Here is an 18,287-nt window from a genome sequence, read left to right as displayed (position 1 = left end):
ATAAACTTAGAAGGATACACAACTATCAGTCTGCTAAAAAACTGTTTGAGCTAGCTCAAACAGTTTAAGAACTAATGACTTAGTCAGAGGAATAATTTGTTGCACTTAACTTGACAATTGGGGAAAATTATCTTTTAAGGTTTAAAAAATCAAATTAACCATCAGACAATAGTCAAACTAAAAAGATTTTAGTATAATGTTAAAAAAGGAGTTTATTATGACAAATCCCGTTTTTGGAACTAAAGAAGAAAATGTTGACTACGTTGCTAGGTATGGTGTTTATGCCGTTATTGCAGATGATGAAAAAGAAAAAATAATACTCGTCCAAGCACCAAATGGTGCATGGTTTTTACCAGGAGGTGAAATTGAGGCTGGTGAAGACCACTTCCGTGCTTTAAAACGTGAATTAATGGAAGAACTTGGTTTTGAAGCTACCATTGGTGACTATTTCGGTCAAGCTGATGAATATTTCTTTTCGTCTCACCGCGAGACACATTACTACAATCCTGCCTATATCTATGATGTTGTAGATTATAAAAAAGTTTCACAGCCTTTAGAAGAGTTTAACAATCTAGAATGGTTTCCCATCAAAGAAGCGATTTCAAAATTAAAACGTGGCAGTCATCGCTGGGGTATTGAACAATGGCAAAAAAAATATAAAAAAGAATGCTAATTGACGTCATATTTATAAAATCGTGCTATAATAATAAAAAAAGAAATAACGGAGGAATAAGATGAGACTAATCAATACTACAAGTAGCCATCCTCAATTGGTTAAAAATCAGTTGAAACATACCGATGCAAAGCTCGTTGAAGTATACTCAGCAGGAAATACCGATGTTATCTTTACACAAGCTCCTAAACACTATGAATTATTAATTATTAACAATTACCGTGCTATCAAAGATAGTGAAATAGAGGCTATTCGTGAATTTTTCTTAAAACGTAAAATAGACCGTAAGATTACCATTCCTGATCAAATTAAAACCATTCATTCAGCAAAACTGATTGAAATATCTATTCCAACGACTATTTAAAGCAGTGTGACACTGCTTTTTATTTTTCATTAAATAAAAAAACGATGTCTGGCTTTTAAATAGCAACAGACATCCTTTTTCTTTATTTTGTTTCAAAGCCTTCTTTAACTGCTTCAGAGAAATGACTTTCTAAGATATTTGCACAAGAATCACAAACCATACTAAGATTTGGATTAGCATTTGTACCAACTGTCTCATCTAATCGACGACAACGAGCACAAACATCACCAGTAGCATGAGAAACACTAAAAGCAATGTCCTCGAAAATAACAGCATCTTTAGGTGCCTCTTGTTCAGTTAAGGTTAATTGTGACACAATCAATAATTGAGCAATATTACTGTCTAAACTATCTAAGAATGCTTTTGTTTCACTATTAAGATATATGGTTAAATGTGCTTCAAGAGATTTACCAATCACTTTTTCATTACGTGCTTCTTCAAGTGCTTTTTGCGCTTGAGTACGAAGAGTCATGAAGCGTTCCCACTTCTCAATAATGTTATCTTGATTATCAAAAGTCAGAGCTTTAGGCATGTCTGATAATTGCACAAACTCTTCTTTTTCAAAGGTTAAGTAAGACCAGATTTCTTCTGCTGTATGTGGTAAAATTGGTGTCAATAATTTTGTTAATTTTACCAAAATATCATAGAAGACAGTCTGCATTTGACGTCTTTCTAGACTATCAGTAGCCTGAATATAAACAACATCCTTAGCAAAATCAAGATAAAACGCAGATAAGTCAACCGTTACAAAGTTAACAACAGCTTTATAGATAGTCATGAAATCATATTGTTCATAAGCATCATTGATGGTTGCTACTAATTGATTAAACTTAATAGTAATGTATTGATCAACTGATCGTAGTTGGTTATAAGACACACGATTAGTTTCTGGATTAAAATCGCTCGTATTAGCTAACAAGAAACGAAGTGTATTTCTAACTTTTCGATAGGTTTCTGAAACTTGACCCAAAATATCCATTGACACACGAACGTCATTTGAAGAATCAACAGAAGTCACCCAAAGACGAAGAATTTCAGCGCCGTATTGTTTAGCCACATCGTTTGGTGAAATAATGTTTCCTTTAGACTTAGACATTTTTTCACCCTTGCCATCAAGAACAAAACCTTGTGATAAAACAGATTGATATGGTGCATGATTGTTAACCGCTACTGAAGTGATGAGAGACGAATTAAACCAACCACGGTATTGGTCACTTCCTTCTAAATAAAGATCAGCTGGATAAGAAAGACCAGAACGACTGTTCATAACACCATTCCATGAACTACCAGAGTCGAACCAAACATCCATGATATCTGTTTCTTTGGTAAACTCACCATTTGGAGAGCCTGGGTGGGTAAAACCTTCAGGCAACAATTCTTTGGCTTCTTTTTGCCACCAGATAACTGACCCTTCTTGTTCAAAAAGATCTGCAACATGATCGGTTACCTCTTTAGACATAATAGGTGTTCCATCTTCGGCATAGAAAATTGGTAATGGCACTCCCCAAGCACGTTGTCTAGAGATAACCCAATCTCCTCGATCACGAATCATATTGTAAAGACGTGTTTTCCCCCAAGCTGGGTAAAAGATCGTTTTATCAATTTCTGAGAGAATCTCTTCTCGGAATTTAGAAACAGAGGCAAACCATTGAGGGACTGCTCGCCAAATAATTGGCTTTTTAGTACGCCAGTCAAATGGGTAGGAATGGGTGATTACATCAGTGGCTAAGAGTAAATCTCCTAATTGTTCAATGACAATTGGAGTTACTTTGGCATAAAATTGACCAGCAAAAGCTTCTCCGGCATTTTCCATCATCATTCCACGTCCATCAACCGTAACCGCAACTTCTAAATCGTACTGAATGGCAACGTTGTAGTCATCCTCACCAAAACCAGGTGCCGTATGGACAATACCTGTACCAGAGTCAAGGGTAACATGGTCACCAAGGATAACTAATTCATCAACTTCCTTATCCCAAGGATGTTCTGTTACAATTCTCTCTAATTCTTTTCCTTTATAGGTTTTTAATACTTCTGGCGATTCCCATGAAAAGCGATTAGCTAAATCGTTTAGCATATCATAAGCAACAATAAATTGTCTTGTGTCATTAGCTGGTTTGACAAGTGCATAGTCAAAATCAGGACCAACTGTTAAACCACGTGAAGCTGTAACAGTAAAAGGTGTTGTTGTCCAAACAACAATATAGGTATTAGTATCTAAAATACCTTTCCCATCCTTGACCTTGTTAGCATAATAGATAGAGGTTGATTCTAAATCATGGTACTCAATTTCAGCCTCTGCCAAAGCTGACTCAGACGACCAAGACCAGTACACTGGTTTAGCACCTCGATAGATATAGCCTTTGTCTGCCATGGCACCAAAAACTCTAATTTGTGCAGCTTCATAATCTTTTGTTAGTGTGATGTAAGGATTTTCCCAATCAGCAGAAATCCCCAGACGTTTGAAATCTTCCATTTGTTTATCAACTTGACTCAAAGCATATTGGCGACACATCTCAAGATAGTCAGATAAATCAATTTCTTTACGTTTAACACCTTTCTTAGCCAATACTTGCTCAATTGGAAGACCGTGTGTATCCCAGCCAGGAACATAAGGTGCTTTGTAACCCGACATTGACTTAGAACGCACAATAATATCTTTTGAAATTTTATTTAATGCGTGACCCACATGAATGTTTCCATTCGCATAGGGAGGACCATCATGAAGATGGAATTCTGGCTTGTTTTCATTTAATTCTTGTCTTTTTGCATATAAGTTAGCTTCCTGCCATGATTTTTGCCATTGAGGTTCTTTGTTGGGTAAACCAGCACGCATTGGAAAAGCTGTATTGCCTAGATTAAGTGTTTCTTTTAATTTCATTTTTTCTCCTTATATATAAAAAAGCCCTCATCGAAAAGGACGAAAGCTCGTGGTACCACCTTAGTTCGAATACTAAAAAGTATTCCTCTTTGCTTGTAAGGTAAGCTAACCTTCTATCTTATAAAACTATTCAGATAGAAACAAACAAGATGATAAATAATTGATAAGGGATTATAGGACTCTCACCATCTCCTACTCGCTTTAAATATTATCAATTGAATGTGTTCTTGTTAATCGTCAATATTAAATTGGAAAGTGTCATCTGCGTCATCAACTTGATCGGAAATAATTTCAATTGTTGGATTTGATGTCCCTTCAGATGCTTGTTTAGCTGCTTTAAGTTGAGCATTTCCCTCAGCAACACGTCTTTGTAATTCTTCCATTTCTTCTGGACTAAATTGACGTGTGGCATCAATAGAAGTTGAGTCATCTGTTTCTGGAACATGTTCCTCTAACACTTTTTCAACAACTTCTTTAAAGGCTGCATCTGAGTTTTGAAGATAAACAGCAGTTGGTTGCAACAAATCATGCCATTCTGGTGCATTGACTAAGCCCATTTGACCTTCAACAACTGAAAGTAAACGTTGGTGGAACAAGCGACTTTGACGTTTCAAATCTTCGGTTTCAACGGCAACACGTTTAGCATCATCAGTGGCATCACGAATAATTTGATTAGCCTTGGCTTTTGCTTCCTCAATTAAAGAAAAAGCATCATTTTGGGCTTTGTTTAAAATATTATCGGCTTCGATTTTAGCAGACATTTTAACTTTATCAGATGTTTCTTGAGCCAAAATAACAGACTGTGTCAAAGAATCTTTCATATTATCAAAATAAGCTATTTTATCTTCGAGATCTTTAATACGTTGTTCTTTATCATGGTTAGCGCGAATAATTTCTTCATAGTCATCGATAACCATGTCCAAAAACTCATTGACCTCATCAATACTGTAGCCTCTAAATTTTACATTAAATGTTTTATCTTTAATTTCAAGGGTTGTTAATGTCATCTACATTTCCTCACTTATGCACTTTTCGAATAATTGTTAATTTATGTTTCTTTTGTTTTGACAGACCATTATCAGATGCAATAATAAATCGACCATAACCTCTGACACTAATAATGTCATTAACAGAAATCATCTCAGACGTTTTATTGATAACCATATAGTTAATTTTAACTTTTTCAGCTGAGATTAACTTCATGGCTACTGTTCTTGAAACTTTTAAAACTGATGCGATGATATTGTCTGCTCTAAGACTTGATGTCAAAATATCAACAGATTCATTAAACTCGTCTGCTTCAAGCAAATTCTCTAAAGAATCTTCAGTTAACGAGACACTAGAACGGCCAATTTTATGAATATTATTTTTAAAATAAGAGACCATCTTAGAATCTATTAAAAGCTGAGCTTGACCTTTTTTAACAATAATATCCCCAATAACGGTTCTTTTAATACCAAGAGTATGAATCAAAGTTCCTAATATTTGAGCATGGGTCAATTGATTAAATTTATCATTATAGTTGATATTTAGTAACGAGATACCAAAATCTGAAAAATCCATTTCATAAAAAGGTGACGGAGGTGAAATAATGATTTTTGCATATTCCATCTCATAATAATCACTACTAACATAATAGGTTATACCTCTTGTTGTTAATAGAATCTTTGCAACATAAACTTGCCTAGGATCTAAAAAATCTGTCACCTGAATAAAATAGGAATCTTCAACTTTTCGAATAAATTCTTCTATTTTCTCCAAAAATAGTTTTTCATCCGGTCTAAAATGTTGATATAGCGAATTTTTTTCTGTCATATTATAAAATCATATTGATTAAACTTTTTAACATTCTAAGAGCAATCAAAGCTGCTACTACAGTAAAATCAATATTACCAAATTGAAGATTTAATTTTCTAAACACTTTCAAAATAGGTTCTACAATTTGATACAAATATCCTGCCCAAGTACTGTTATGTGTTTCTGGGAACCAAGATAGTAAGGCATAAACAACAAGTAAAAAAGAAAAAATATCAATTGCTTTATTTATTATAAATACTATCATCTATCATCTCTTCATATCATAGTCATAACTAATATCTTGTCCATTATGTGGAATACCAATTTCCTCAAAATCAACAATAACATTAGCTGGAGTTAATAAGAACATAGAAGAACTTACTTTTTGAAGATTACCGTAAAGAACTTTACTAGCACCATCAATAAAGTCAAGACAACGACGTGCTTGAGCATCTATCATGTATTGAAAATCAATTAAAATGCACTCATTAAGTATCAAAGCATCAACTATTTCCTGAGCATCTTCATATTTTTTAGGATATTTAATAGCAATAGTTGTTCTAGCTGATTCTACAGCTGTTTGAGCCATTTGTTCTCTATTGGTTTTAGCATGTGAGGGTGAAACATTAGTTACAGGACGCAAATGTGTTCTGTCTTTTACTTCACTTCTTTCAGATGCTTCAATCCTAGAAGGGCGCTCACGTCTTTGTTGAGGAGCTTCCACTCGAGGTTGTCTGACAGTCTCTTCAACTGTCTCTTCTTCTACTTCACTGATATCATCTGTATCAAAATAAGAAATAAGTTTATTAAATTTATCTCTAAGTGCCATATTTTATCTCCATTTAACTAAAAAATGCTGTTCCGATTCTAACATATGTTGAGCCATTTTGAATCGCAATTTTATAATCTCTACTCATACCCATACTTAAATCAGTCAAAGGCATATTTTTAAGTTTTCTGTTCTTCAAAGTTAACCTAAGTTCATTTGCTGTTTTAAAAATGTGTGTCAATTCTTCATCACTGGCATCTATTGGTGCCATAGTCATTAAACCTACGATGATAATCTTATCACAATCAGTTAAAGCACTTAAGACATGATCAATTTCAGCAAGTGAAAAACCATGTTTACTTTCTTCACCAGAAATATTAACTTGTAAAAAGCATTTTATAGGATGTTCAGCTCTCTTTTGAATTTCTTTTGCTAAGTTCAAAGAATCAAGAGCGTGGAAGTAATCAATCTTATTAATGATTTCTTTCACTTTTCGACGTTGTAAACTTCCAATAAAATGCCATACTATTGGTTCATTGGCTAAGGTTTCATATTTAGTCAAAAATTTATCAACACGATTTTCACCAATATGTTTTATACCCAATGCTATCATTTCTTTTGTTGTGTTTAAATCAACATATTTTGTAACTGCTATAATATTAATGTCCTCAGGAGATCTACCTGCCTCTTGAGCAACCTTTGAGATTTCCTGAAGAACATTAGTTTTATTTTTTTCTAAATCCATTTTAACGGTTCTTAAAGAATGGTGGTGTTTCTAACTCATCATCGTCAGATTGGTCAGAAAACGAAGACATTGTCAACTTACTATCAAGTTCTCCTTCTGTTGGACGAGTAATAGAATCACGACGAAGATCCCAATTACCAAATCCAGAAGGTTGTGATGATGGTTCTTTTTGACGACCTGTTCTTGGAAGATCAGGAGTGTCATTCATATCAAACGATTGATAAGCTTGACGTCTTGAATTTAAATGTTCAGCTGCATACTGAGACCCTGCTTGTCTAGAAGCAGAAGGATTTGAAACGTGAGGTTGGGCATTACCAATACCTGAAACACGTTCAACTTTGTCTTGACGAACACCTGTTGCAACTACTGTAACTCTGATTTCATCTGACATAGTATCATCAATAGAAGTACCAAGCCAAATATTAACGCCTTGACCCGCTGCCTGACTAACAATTTCAGAAGCCTCTTCTGCTTCAGTCAAAGTCATATCAAGACCACCAGTCACGTTAACAATAACATCTTCAGCTCCATCAATAGTAGTTTCAAGAAGTGGTGAATAGATAGCTTTACGAGCAGCTTCAACAATACGTTCTTCACCAGAACCAATACCGATACCCATTAAGGCATTTCCTTTGTTTGCCATTACTGTTTTAACATCAGCAAAGTCAAGATTGATTAGTCCAGGATTTGTAATTAAATCAGAGATTCCTTGAACACCTTGACGTAAAACGTTATCTGCTTCACTAAGTGCTTCAAGAAGAGGTGTTTTCTTATCAACAATTTCCAAAAGGTTATTATTAGAAATGATTAATAGAGTATCTACTTGATCTCTTAATTCAGAAATTCCTTCAATTGCAAAGTTACTGCGTTTATTTCCTTCAAAAGCAAATGGACGTGTCACAACTGCTACTGTTAACGCACCTAAGCTTTTAGCAATTCTAGCAATAACTGGTGCAGCACCAGTTCCAGAACCACCACCCATTCCTGCAGTGATGAAGACCATATCTGAACCATTCAATGCTTCTGTAATTGCTTCTTCACTTTCTTCTGCTGCTTTACGACCAACTTCAGGCTGACCTCCAGCACCAAGTCCTCTAGTCAATTTAGGACCAAGTTGAATAACAGTTTCAGCTTTTGAACTACTTAAAGCTTGTACATCAGTGTTAGCAGCTATGAATTCAACACCAGAAACACCTTCTGTAATCATTCGGTTGATGGCATTACCACCACCACCGCCGACACCGATAACCTTAATAATTGCACCTTGACTAGCTGCTGTATCAAATGAAAATACCATTTTATTTCCTCACTTATTTTATCTTTAATCAAACATACTTCCAAAAATATTTCGTACTTTATCTCCTAAGTTTTCTTTTTGCTTAGGTTCACCATTTTCTTGTGGTCTTTTAATTTCTGCCACATTGTTAGATTCTGAGTAGCTAATTGAATCATTAACAACTGGAGCTCTTCCAGTATCAATTGGTTTACGACGTAACAATTCTTCTCCTGTTACTGCTCTTTGAGCAATAACATCAACATCTGTCATCGAACCAACGTAGTCCACTAATGAAATCACATTAGCAAACATTGGGTTTCTAATACCCATTTGATTTGGTACAAACAATTTAACATTAACGCCAAAAGTTTCTTGGGCTAATTCAACAACACCAGGGATAATCGCACCTCCACCGGCAAGAATAATTCCTCCTGGGTACTCGATAGAACGACTACGTTCTAGGTCTTGTTTGATGTGACCAAAAATGCTACGCACTCGAGCTGAAATAATTTCTGAAATATATCTTTCAGAAACATCAATTGGCTGTGTTTCACCAACAACTTCAACTTGAATAGTTTCAGTTGCACTACTTTCACTAACATTGGCATTGCCAAAATTATATTTAATAGCTTCAGCAGTATTGATAGATGTTTTGAGAACTTTTGAAATATCTTTTGTGACATAGTCGCCACCTTCAGAATAGATATTTGTGAACTGCAATTCCTGAGAACGCATTGAGGCAACAGTTGTTTGTCCTCCACCCATATCAATAACAGTAGCGCCAAATTCTCTCTCACCTTCGTTAAGAACATACTTGCTCATAGCTAATGGTGAGATGATGATATTGTCTACAGCAATTCCTGCTTTTTCAACTGTTTTTCTAAGATTATGCAAAATGGTACTTGGCCCTGTATACAACAAACCACGCATTTCTAAACGAATCCCCATCATGCCACGTGGATCTCTAATCCCTTTAAAGCCATCCACAATGAATTCACCAGGAACTAGTGAAATAACTTCACGTTCTGGTGTAATACTCTTTGTAAGTGCTGACTTAACAACACTATCAACATCTTCGTCTTTGATTTCTTTTGAATCACTAGTTACAGGAATCATTCCTTGAGTTGGTTCAATTTGAAGAAGATTTGCTGGCAAACTAACACTTACTTTATCAATGGAGATGCCAGCTTTTTCTTCTGCTTGATCAACCGCAACTCTTATAGCTTTTGAAGCGGCATCAATATCAATCACAATCCCATCTCGAACTCCTGAGCTCTTTACATTACTCACTCCAATGACGTTCATTTCATTATCAACAAATTCAGCAACAAGAACTTTAATCGAGCTTGTTCCTATATCCAATCCTGTAAAAAAGCCATTCCTAGCCATTCACTCGACCTCACTATCTCTCTTATCTATAGTACTGATTAAAAACAGTATTATTCCAAAATATTATAACATAAAAAAACGTAAAATGTTAGTGTTTTACGTTTTTGATAATAAAAAATTTATTTAATTGTCATTTTTTAGAAATAATGTCGTTTTTTTAAAATTAAACTAGTTTAAACATCATTGTTCTCAAGAACTAATTGTCTTAAAAAAGTGATTAATATTTTTGCAGAAGTCTGACCTGCTTCCTTAATAAATTCAGAAAAAGTAATGTTAGCATCATGAGAAGCAGTATCGCTAATGGCACGAACAACAACAAACGAACAATTAGCATTAGTAGCAGCTTGAGCTATAGCTGCACCTTCCATTTCAACAGCAAGAGTTTCAGGGAAATAGTTTAAAATTTCATCAATTTTTTCTTGACCAGCAATAAAACTGTCTCCAGTTGCAATCAGGCCAATTTTAGAAGAAATGGTTTGGTCATTTAAAACTTTTTGAAAAGCCTCAACCAACCATGAACTAGATTGAAAATAAAGAGGTTGGGCTGCCATTTGACCGTATTGATAACCAAAAGCCGTCACATCAACATCATGATAAACCAATCGATCTGATACCACAACGTCTCCTATTTTTAAGTCTTTAGCAACTGCACCAGCTGAACCTGTATTAATAATCACTGACGCTCCAAAGTGATCTGCTAAAACCGCTACACTCATAGCACTCATGACCTTACCAATACCACTTTGAACTAAAATCACCTCATGTTGTCCTATTTTACCCGAGAAATAAGTTTGATTTAAAACAAGTGTTTCTTTTTTTTCTGTAAGATTATTCACTAAATAGTGCAATTCTTCTGCCATTGCAGCAATAATTCCAATTGTCATTTTTTCTCCTAAATTTTAAAAATTGCATACATTAATGCTGCAAGCAACAGAACCACAATAACTAAAATTAAATTTAATTTTTTGCTAAAAGCACGTCGTTTAGCATTTTCAATTCGCCGACTTTTAATCATTTGTGATTGTTTTTCAGACCTGTCATCATCACTCATAAAATTAGAATAATCATCAGAAATAACGGGGATAATTTTAGTATCCTCATCTTCTATCAACTGACTATTCAATGGTTTTTTAGCATTAGCACGCCTAATGATCTCATCAGTTAATAAAGGTTTTCCCATTAAAGTATCCTCTCTTGATTTAATGTTAGGTACTGAATGGCAATAATTGTTTTAGCATCCGTAATTTGACCTGTACTAATCATCTCTTGGCATTCTTTTAAACTCAATTCAAGGATTTCAATAGTTTCATCTGCATCTTTTGGTTTTGGATTTGGGACCTTTTTAAGATTAGTTCCTAAGTAGAGTTTAATTTTTTCATCACAAAAGCCAATGGCTGTGTGAAATTCGTGAATGAGAGAAAGATCTCCTACGTAACCTGTTTCTTCTTCTAATTCACGAAGAGCTGCTTCTTTTTCAGAACCACCTTCACCAACTTCTAATTTCCCAGCAGGTACTTCATAACTAACCATCTCAATCGCTTTTCGGTACTGCTTTACGATAACTATTTTATTTTCTGGCGTCAAAGCTAAAACAGCAACAGCACCTTTATGAAAAATGAGCTCACGTGTTGATGTCCCTAGACCATTTGGTAATTCAACTTGATCAACAGCAACTTCAAAAACACGTCCTTTAAAAATAGTTTGACGTTCAATTGTTTTTTCAATAAATTCCATAAAAACTCCTATTTCTGACTTGAGTGATGTGGTTTACCAATCGCATAACCTTCTTTATTAACTTGACGACCGCGACCAATTGCTAAACTATCTTCAGGTACATCTTGATGAATAGTTGAACCTGCAGCAGTTAGAGCATTTTTACCAATAGTAACTGGTGCGATAATCGTTGAATTACTGCCGATGAAGGCATGGTTTTCAATGGTTGTTTCAAATTTGTTTTGACCATCATAATTAGCAATAATTGTCCCAGCACCAACATTGACATCACTACCAATGGTAGTATTGCCGATATAAGTCAAATGACCTGATTTTGTGTTTTCGCCTATTGTTGATGCCTTAACTTCGACAAAATTACCAATATGAACATCATTTGAGAGATGTGATTGAGGACGAATGTGGGCATAAGGACCTACTGTAACACCATCTTCTATCACAGATTCTTTGATCGTTGAATGAGTAATTGTCACATTTTTTCCAATAGTAGCATCTACTAGGTAGCTACCATTAGTAATTGTACTTGCTTGCCCTACTTTAGTTTTTCCTTTTAGTGTGACATTTGGCTCTAGGACAACTTCTGGTGATAAAGAAACATCAACATCAACATAAGTTGTTTTAGGATCGATGAAAGAAACACCATTAACCATGTGATGATGATTAATTCTATGACGCATAACTTCTTCTGCTTTTGATAAAGCAACGCGATCATTGACACCTAAACTCTCATCGAAATCACGCAGTTTATAAGCACCAACCTTTTCACCTAATTGTTTAAAAATACCAATGACATCAGTCAGATAATATTCTCCCTGAGCATTATTTGTGGTGATATTTTTAAGGGCTTCAAATAGCCTTTTATTATCAAAAACATAAGTCCCTGTGTTAATTTCTTTGACTTGTTGTTCAAAATCAGAAGCATCTTTTTGTTCAACAATTTTAGTGACTTCATCATTTTGATTACGAATAATACGACCATAACCAAAAGGATTAGCCGCTTCAGCTGTCAAAATAGTAGCAACGTTCTTATGATTACTATGAAAATCGACAAGATTTTTTAAACTTTCACCTGTAATTAAAGGTGTATCACCAGCAATAACAAGGGTTTGTCCATCAAGCCCAGCCAATTGTTCTTTAGCCATCATAACAGCATGACCAGTTCCTAGTTGCTCTTTTTGTAAAACAAAATGAGATTGTTCACCCACAACATCCTTGACTAGATCAGCCTTGTGTCCAATAATCGTTACTTTTTTTTCAGGATTGATAGCAGCAACACTTCTAAACACATGTTCCACCATTGAAATACCTGCCACTTGATGAAGTACTTTAGGTAGGTCTGATTTCATTCGAGTGCCTTTTCCAGCTGCTAAAATAATTGCATAATTTGTCATTTCTTTTCCTCACAATACTTTTTAAAATCACTCCATTATAGCATATTTAACAAGAGTTGTTAAACAGTTGTTGCTAATGCTTGATCAAGAACACTCATTACTTGTTGACTATGTTTAAGTCTTTGTTTTGCTTCTTTCAAATCTTTTAATCTAATGATTTCTTCAAATGCAACAAATTCAGACCATAGACGAGGTTGATTAGGATTTTTATTAATAAGGCTTGTTTTTTCTCCGTTAAGCGTTAGAGCAACTGATGGAATGATGCTTGTGGCACCGTTAATTTCAAGATAGCCTTTATTTCCTTGAATGGTTGTTTTGATGTCGGCACTTGAATCTTTAGAACCGATACAAGAGACTTTAAATGTTTGATAATCTAAAAGTAAGATACCTGATGTATCAATACCTTTTTCCATATTTGCCAGGTAATGAACTGATTTTGGCAAGCCAAATAAACCAACGACAAAATGAATATTATAGATATTTAAATCACGAAGAGCTCCTCCACCTTTTTCAGGGTCAAAAACAGGAGCAATCTCACCCTTTTTAAAAGCATCATAGCGGGAAGAATATTGAGAAAAATTACAATTGATAATTTTAATCTCACCTAGTTTAGGCAATAATTCTTTAATAGCATCATAATTTTTTAAGTACTGATTGGTAATGGCTTCTAATAAAATGAGTTGTCTTTCATTTGCTATTTGAGAAAGGTCTTCTAATTCTTGAGCAGTCATTGTAAAAGGTTTCTCACAAATAACATGCTTATTTGCCATCAAAGCTTCTTTTGCAAATGAATAATGAAGATGGTTGGGCACGGCGATATAAACAGTGTCTATCGTATCACTATCTAAAGCATCATGATATTGACTTGTAAATGTTTTGATATCATATTCTTGTGATAATGCTTCTGCTAGCTTGATACTGCGGGAAGTAGAGACTATCATCTCTAAATCAATGCCATCAATTGTTTTTAGGACAGGCAAAACTTCTTTGACGATCATACCTGTTCCAATAATTGCTAATTTCATTGTAAACTCCTTTTATTTCAAACTCCAGCCACCATCAATAGTAATAATGTCTCCTTGCATGGCAGAAGCTTTTCCTGAGGCCAAAAACAAACTCAATTCTGCTACTTCTTCGGGTAAAATCCAACGTTTGATTGGTGTTTCATTGGCTACCCATTCTGATAACCCACCTGGTTCAAAATCTGCCTTAGTCATAGCTGTTTTAACTGCTCCAGGAGCAATACCAAAAACGGAGATGTTTTCTTTAGCGTAATCAAGAGCTAGTTGCCTTGTGAAACCCGCAAGAGCATGTTTTGAAGACGTATAAGCAATCCCACCACCCCCTGCTAAAAAAGAGGCAATTGAGCACATGGTAATGATGCATCCGGCTTGTTTTTCCACCATTTTTTGCAAGTAAAAAGACGTGATATTAACCACAGCAAAAAAATTAGTCGCAAAGACATCACTTATTTCTTGCCTATTTGTGTTTAATAAAGGCTTGTAGTCATCTAAAACACCAGCTGTCAAACACAAAACATCAACATTTTTTACTTTTGTAAATAAAGCCATTAAATCCTTACTGATATCTAATTGCAAAAAATCAAAGCTACCTTCTAGTATTGGTGCAGGATTCTTATCAACACCATAAACATGATAACCTTCTTTAAGAAATAAACGTGCTTGCTCATAGCCGATGCCACTTGAGACACCAGTTATTAAAACGGTTTTAGTCATTGACTTCAATCCAATCTGTTGCTAAAACGTCACACGGTGTTGGACTCCACATCGAAAATCCTTCACCTTCTCCTGAAACATTAATTAAAAAGTAAGGTGTAACCTCTAAAGATTGCCCAGCTTGTTCAATACTATCAAATAATTGAACATAATTTTCAGCACCACCCCAACCTGTTCTAACATACTTTTTCTTTTCTTTTAAGCCTGGTAAAATTTCTTCAAATGTCATGATATCCTCCTTTATTCTATTGTCATTATATCATAAAAAGATAGCTTTTCTTTGCTTGAATCCAGTTATTCAGATATCAAAAAAGAGAACATTGTGATGTTCTCTTTTGACATGACTAACCAATTTGACTGCCATTTGGCACTTTTTGATCCACTGTTAGTAAGGTTAGTTGACCATCGTGTTCTGCTGACAAAATCATTCCTTGGCTTAGTAAGCCCATCATCTTACGCGGTTTGAGGTTGGCAACAATTTGCAGTTTTTGTCCAATTAATTCTTCTGGATTTGGATAGTACTTAGCAATTCCTGAAAGAATTTGACGGTCTTCTCCATCACCTGCATCTAATCTAAATTGTAATAATTTATCAGAACCGGGTACTTTTTGAACGTCTTTTACTTCTGCAACGCGAATTTCCACCTTGTCAAAGATATCAAATTTAATGGCATCTTTTTCATTTACCAATTCAACTTCAGCAGGATCCCAAGGTTTTTCTGTGGTTTGTTTTCCTGACATTTGTTCTTTGATATAGTCAATTTCTTCTTCCATGTCAAGTCGTGGGAAAAGAGGCTCACCTTTTTTAACAACGGTTAGGTTAGCTGGTAAACTCTCCAATGAAATCGTCTCTAGGTGATAAGTATTGTCAAGACCAAGTTGCGTCATAATGCCAGTAGCTGTTGTCATCATAAATGGTTGGATAAGGTGAGCAACAACTCTTAAACTGGCTGCTAGATGGCTCATGACACTTGCTAACTCTTGTGTTTTCTCTTCTTTTGCAAGAATCCATGGTGTTGTTTCGTCAATATATTTGTTAGTTCTAGCAATAATTTGCCAAATACTGTCTAGAACTTTTGGAAAATCAACAGCTTCCATATAATTGTGATAGGCTTTGATATTTTCTGTTACTGTTTCAGCAAGAGAAGTATCAAATACTGTGACATTTTCTTGATAGCTAGGAATTTTACCATCAAAGTATTTATTAATCATCGCTACAGTGCGGTTGAGTAGATTTCCTAAATCATTGGCTAATTCATAGTTGATACGGCCAACATAATCTTCTGGTGTGAAGGTACCATCACTACCAACCGGTAGACTTCTCATCAAATAATAGCGTAAAGCATCTAATCCATAGCGCTCTACTAGCATTTCAGGATAGACAACATTGCCTTTTGATTTTGACATTTTACCGTCTTGCATGACAAACCAACCATGAGCAATAAGGCGTTTTGGCAATGGTAAATCAAGTGCCATAAGAAGAACCGGCCAATAAATAGAATGGAAACGCAAAATATCTTTCCCTAACATGTGGATATCAGCTGGCCAAAACTGATCAAAATTTTTGGTATCTGATGTGCCATAACCAAGCGCAGAAATATAGTTGCTCAAAGCATCAATCCAGACGTAGACAACGTGCTTAGGATTTGAAGGTACCTTAACACCCCAAGTGAAGGAAGTACGTGACACTGCCAAATCTTCTAATCCTGGCTCGATAAAGTTTTTCAACATTTCATTCATGCGGCCATGTGGCTGGATAAATTCTGGGTGTTCTTGATAGAAAGCGACTAAGCGATCAGCGTATTTACTGAGGCGTAAGAAATAAGATTCTTCTGAGACCCACTTAACCTCATGTCCACTTGGCGCAATTCCTCCTGTAACCTTACCATCAGCATCACGAAAAACTTCTGCCAATTGACTTTCTGTGAAAAATTCTTCGTCAGATACAGAATACCAGCCTGAGTATTCCCCAAGATAGATATCGTCTTGAGCTAACAAGCGCTCAAAAATTTGGGCTACGACAGCTTCATGATCCTTATCAGTGGTTCTGATAAATTTATCATGAGAAATATCCAACAATTGCCATAGTTCTTCAACATCTGCAGCCATTTCATCAACATAAGTTTGAGGGGTTTTACCGACTTCTGCCGCTTTTTCCTGAATTTTTTGGCCATGTTCATCAAGACCAGTTAAATAAAAAACATCATAACCCATGAGACGTTTATAGCGTGCCAAAACATCAGAGGCTATGGTAGTGTAGGCTGAACCAATATGGAGTTTACCACTTGGATAGTAAATCGGTGTTGTAATATAAAATGATTTTTTGTCAGTCATTATAATTCCTTTCAGCGCAAATGAAACGCATGCATTATTTTTTTATTATATCATAAAAGAATGGATACGATAAGGTATTTGATAAGTTTTATCATCATCTTATCAAGCTTTTCAATTAGTCGCAGAAATGACATTGTTTTGATATAATAAAAACACTAATCAATGAAAAGGAAAAAAATAATGAAATTAATCTCTTGGAATATTGACTCTTTGAATGCTGCCTTAACAAGCGACTCTAATCGTGCTGTTTTGTCACGTCAAGTCATCGATACCTTGGTTGCTGAAGACGCTGATATTATTGCCATTCAGGAAACTAAACTATCAGCTAAAGGCCCAACAAAAAAACATCTGGAACAATTAGATTTCTACTTTCCAAATTATACCAATACTTGGCGTTCTTCTGTAGAACCAGCTAGAAAAGGGTACGCTGGAACCATGTTCCTATATAAATCGGAACTGACACCAAATATTACTTTCCCAGAAATTGGTGCGCCATCAACGATGGATAGTGAGGGACGTATTATAACTTTGGAATTTGAAGACTACTTTGTCACTCAAGTCTACACACCTAATGCAGGGGATGGTTTAAAACGACTATCTGACAGGCAAGAATGGGATAGACATTATGCTGATTATTTAGTATCACTCGATCAACAAAAACCTGTTCTAGCAACAGGTGATTATAATGTTGCTCATAAAGAAATTGATCTGGCTAATCCTAGCAGTAATCACCAATCACCTGGCTTTACTGATGAAGAAAGAGAAGGCTTTACTAATCTTTTAGCCAAAGGCTTTGTAGACACCTTTAGACATCTTCACGGTGATATTCCTGATGTTTATACCTGGTGGGCACAACGTAGTAAAACCAGTAAAATCAATAATACTGGCTGGAGAATTGACTATTGGTTAACTAGCCAAAGACTGGTAGATAGAATTAAGAAATCAGAAATGATTGACTCAGGCAGCCGCCAAGACCATACACCTATTGTCTTGGAAATCGATTTATAATAAAAAACAGGGAGAGAAATCCCTGTTTTTTTTTATGGCTCTATAATATCTGTAGTGGGTAACTCCACCACAGAAGTTATAGGGCTTTTTCAATGCAGACAAAAAGTCCCACATGACTTATAATGAAAAGCGACAAAACCACTCATTAGAAAGAATCATATGGAACATCTTAAGAATACCACAAATTTATTAGG

General features: G+C 35.2%; 19 protein-coding genes. 3 read left to right on the top strand and 16 right to left on the bottom strand.

Going from position 1 to position 18,287, the window contains the following annotated elements:
- The first annotated feature begins 217 nt into the window (after positions 1 to 217).
- Together N7659_RS07810 and N7659_RS07805 are read left to right on the top strand one after the other, a co-directional pair.
- Positions 218 to 673: an NUDIX hydrolase gene (locus N7659_RS07810; RefSeq protein ID WP_263276596.1), complete on the top strand. Its 456-nt coding sequence runs from the start codon at positions 218 to 220 to the stop codon at positions 671 to 673.
- Between the two features lie 61 nt (positions 674 to 734).
- Positions 735 to 1,037, top strand: a complete 303-nt coding sequence (locus tag N7659_RS07805; protein ID WP_263276595.1) for a DUF1827 family protein — start codon at positions 735 to 737, stop codon at positions 1,035 to 1,037.
- A gap of 82 nt (positions 1,038 to 1,119) precedes the next feature.
- Here the strand turns inward: N7659_RS07805 and ileS are convergent, their stop codons facing one another.
- The 16 genes from ileS to metG all read right to left on the bottom strand — a co-directional run bounded on the left by ileS (position 1,120) and on the right by metG (position 17,085).
- Positions 1,120 to 3,918, bottom strand: coding sequence for an isoleucine--tRNA ligase (ileS, locus tag N7659_RS07800; protein WP_263276594.1), 2,799 nt, complete (start codon positions 3,916 to 3,918; stop codon positions 1,120 to 1,122).
- Between the two features lie 230 nt (positions 3,919 to 4,148).
- Positions 4,149 to 4,925, bottom strand: coding sequence for a DivIVA domain-containing protein (locus N7659_RS07795; RefSeq protein WP_263276593.1), 777 nt, complete (start codon positions 4,923 to 4,925; stop codon positions 4,149 to 4,151).
- A gap of 10 nt (positions 4,926 to 4,935) precedes the next feature.
- Complete coding sequence (locus tag N7659_RS07790) at positions 4,936 to 5,733, bottom strand: RNA-binding protein (protein WP_263276592.1); 798 nt, start codon at positions 5,731 to 5,733, stop codon at positions 4,936 to 4,938.
- 1 nt (position 5,734) lies between these two features.
- Positions 5,735 to 5,980 (bottom strand): YggT family protein, encoded by a 246-nt coding sequence (locus tag N7659_RS07785; RefSeq protein ID WP_263276591.1) that lies wholly within the window; start codon positions 5,978 to 5,980, stop codon positions 5,735 to 5,737.
- A 3-nt stretch (positions 5,981 to 5,983) separates the two neighbouring features.
- A complete protein-coding gene (locus tag N7659_RS07780; RefSeq protein WP_263276590.1) occupies positions 5,984 to 6,544 on the bottom strand; it encodes a cell division protein SepF in 561 nt (186 codons plus the stop codon).
- A 13-nt stretch (positions 6,545 to 6,557) separates the two neighbouring features.
- Positions 6,558 to 7,229: a YggS family pyridoxal phosphate-dependent enzyme gene (locus tag N7659_RS07775; RefSeq protein ID WP_263276589.1), complete on the bottom strand. Its 672-nt coding sequence runs from the start codon at positions 7,227 to 7,229 to the stop codon at positions 6,558 to 6,560.
- 1 nt (position 7,230) lies between these two features.
- On the bottom strand, positions 7,231 to 8,526 hold the full coding sequence (gene ftsZ, locus N7659_RS07770; protein WP_263276588.1) for a cell division protein FtsZ: 1,296 nt from the start codon (positions 8,524 to 8,526) through the stop codon (positions 7,231 to 7,233).
- A gap of 24 nt (positions 8,527 to 8,550) precedes the next feature.
- Positions 8,551 to 9,894, bottom strand: a complete 1,344-nt coding sequence (gene ftsA / locus N7659_RS07765; RefSeq protein ID WP_263276587.1) for a cell division protein FtsA — start codon at positions 9,892 to 9,894, stop codon at positions 8,551 to 8,553.
- A 173-nt stretch (positions 9,895 to 10,067) separates the two neighbouring features.
- Complete coding sequence (locus tag N7659_RS07760) at positions 10,068 to 10,778, bottom strand: 5'-methylthioadenosine/adenosylhomocysteine nucleosidase (RefSeq protein WP_263276586.1); 711 nt, start codon at positions 10,776 to 10,778, stop codon at positions 10,068 to 10,070.
- Between the two features lie 8 nt (positions 10,779 to 10,786).
- Positions 10,787 to 11,074, bottom strand: a complete 288-nt coding sequence (macP, locus tag N7659_RS07755; protein ID WP_263276585.1) for a cell wall synthase accessory phosphoprotein MacP — start codon at positions 11,072 to 11,074, stop codon at positions 10,787 to 10,789.
- On the bottom strand, positions 11,074 to 11,628 hold the full coding sequence (locus N7659_RS07750) for an NUDIX domain-containing protein (protein ID WP_263276584.1): 555 nt from the start codon (positions 11,626 to 11,628) through the stop codon (positions 11,074 to 11,076). Before N7659_RS07750 ends, macP begins: the two co-directional genes overlap by 1 nt.
- A gap of 8 nt (positions 11,629 to 11,636) precedes the next feature.
- Positions 11,637 to 13,016 carry a bifunctional UDP-N-acetylglucosamine diphosphorylase/glucosamine-1-phosphate N-acetyltransferase GlmU gene (gene glmU / locus N7659_RS07745; protein WP_263276583.1) on the bottom strand — a complete coding sequence of 460 codons (1,380 nt, stop codon included), beginning with the start codon at positions 13,014 to 13,016 and terminating at the stop codon, positions 11,637 to 11,639.
- Positions 13,017 to 13,075: 59 nt separating this feature from the next.
- Positions 13,076 to 14,041, bottom strand: coding sequence for a Gfo/Idh/MocA family protein (locus tag N7659_RS07740; RefSeq protein WP_263276582.1), 966 nt, complete (start codon positions 14,039 to 14,041; stop codon positions 13,076 to 13,078).
- A 12-nt stretch (positions 14,042 to 14,053) separates the two neighbouring features.
- Complete coding sequence (locus N7659_RS07735) at positions 14,054 to 14,752, bottom strand: 3-oxoacyl-ACP reductase (protein ID WP_263276581.1); 699 nt, start codon at positions 14,750 to 14,752, stop codon at positions 14,054 to 14,056.
- Positions 14,745 to 14,981, bottom strand: a complete 237-nt coding sequence (locus N7659_RS07730; RefSeq protein WP_263276580.1) for a DUF2829 domain-containing protein — start codon at positions 14,979 to 14,981, stop codon at positions 14,745 to 14,747. Before N7659_RS07730 ends, N7659_RS07735 begins: the two co-directional genes overlap by 8 nt.
- Before the next feature lie 115 nt (positions 14,982 to 15,096).
- Positions 15,097 to 17,085 carry a methionine--tRNA ligase gene (metG, locus tag N7659_RS07725; RefSeq protein WP_263276579.1) on the bottom strand — a complete coding sequence of 663 codons (1,989 nt, stop codon included), beginning with the start codon at positions 17,083 to 17,085 and terminating at the stop codon, positions 15,097 to 15,099.
- Positions 17,086 to 17,265: 180 nt separating this feature from the next.
- Here metG and N7659_RS07720 point away from each other — a divergent pair, with 180 nt between their 5' ends.
- Entirely contained in the window at positions 17,266 to 18,093 is an 828-nt protein-coding gene (locus N7659_RS07720; protein ID WP_263276578.1) for an exodeoxyribonuclease III, read from the top strand.
- Positions 18,094 to 18,287 lie beyond the last annotated feature (194 nt).

This window comes from Streptococcus sp. CSL10205-OR2 (genome assembly GCF_025660655.1).
Classification (GTDB): Bacteria; Bacillota; Bacilli; order Lactobacillales; family Streptococcaceae; genus Streptococcus.
The sequence above is the reverse complement of the archived record's forward strand: the minus strand, read 5'-3'. Positions and strand labels throughout refer to the sequence as shown.

What these genes read in the sequence shown, in the direction of transcription:
- macP (WP_263276585.1), bottom strand. Translation starts at nt 11,074, where the DNA reads ATGGGAAAACCTTTATTAACTGATGAGATCATTAGGCGTGCTAATGCT.
- N7659_RS07740 (WP_263276582.1), bottom strand. Translation starts at nt 14,041, where the DNA reads ATGAAATTAGCAATTATTGGAACAGGTATGATCGTCAAAGAAGTTTTG.
- N7659_RS07735 (WP_263276581.1), bottom strand. Translation starts at nt 14,752, where the DNA reads ATGACTAAAACCGTTTTAATAACTGGTGTCTCAAGTGGCATCGGCTAT.
- N7659_RS07750 (WP_263276584.1), bottom strand. Translation starts at nt 11,628, where the DNA reads ATGGAATTTATTGAAAAAACAATTGAACGTCAAACTATTTTTAAAGGA.
- metG (WP_263276579.1), bottom strand. Translation starts at nt 17,085, where the DNA reads ATGACTGACAAAAAATCATTTTATATTACAACACCGATTTACTATCCA.
- N7659_RS07810 (WP_263276596.1), top strand. Translation starts at nt 218, where the DNA reads ATGACAAATCCCGTTTTTGGAACTAAAGAAGAAAATGTTGACTACGTT.
- N7659_RS07805 (WP_263276595.1), top strand. Translation starts at nt 735, where the DNA reads ATGAGACTAATCAATACTACAAGTAGCCATCCTCAATTGGTTAAAAAT.
- N7659_RS07785 (WP_263276591.1), bottom strand. Translation starts at nt 5,980, where the DNA reads ATGATAGTATTTATAATAAATAAAGCAATTGATATTTTTTCTTTTTTA.
- ftsZ (WP_263276588.1), bottom strand. Translation starts at nt 8,526, where the DNA reads ATGGTATTTTCATTTGATACAGCAGCTAGTCAAGGTGCAATTATTAAG.
- N7659_RS07780 (WP_263276590.1), bottom strand. Translation starts at nt 6,544, where the DNA reads ATGGCACTTAGAGATAAATTTAATAAACTTATTTCTTATTTTGATACA.
- N7659_RS07720 (WP_263276578.1), top strand. Translation starts at nt 17,266, where the DNA reads ATGAAATTAATCTCTTGGAATATTGACTCTTTGAATGCTGCCTTAACA.
- N7659_RS07775 (WP_263276589.1), bottom strand. Translation starts at nt 7,229, where the DNA reads ATGGATTTAGAAAAAAATAAAACTAATGTTCTTCAGGAAATCTCAAAG.
- glmU (WP_263276583.1), bottom strand. Translation starts at nt 13,016, where the DNA reads ATGACAAATTATGCAATTATTTTAGCAGCTGGAAAAGGCACTCGAATG.
- N7659_RS07760 (WP_263276586.1), bottom strand. Translation starts at nt 10,778, where the DNA reads ATGACAATTGGAATTATTGCTGCAATGGCAGAAGAATTGCACTATTTA.
- N7659_RS07790 (WP_263276592.1), bottom strand. Translation starts at nt 5,733, where the DNA reads ATGACAGAAAAAAATTCGCTATATCAACATTTTAGACCGGATGAAAAA.
- ftsA (WP_263276587.1), bottom strand. Translation starts at nt 9,894, where the DNA reads ATGGCTAGGAATGGCTTTTTTACAGGATTGGATATAGGAACAAGCTCG.
- N7659_RS07730 (WP_263276580.1), bottom strand. Translation starts at nt 14,981, where the DNA reads ATGACATTTGAAGAAATTTTACCAGGCTTAAAAGAAAAGAAAAAGTAT.
- ileS (WP_263276594.1), bottom strand. Translation starts at nt 3,918, where the DNA reads ATGAAATTAAAAGAAACACTTAATCTAGGCAATACAGCTTTTCCAATG.
- N7659_RS07795 (WP_263276593.1), bottom strand. Translation starts at nt 4,925, where the DNA reads ATGACATTAACAACCCTTGAAATTAAAGATAAAACATTTAATGTAAAA.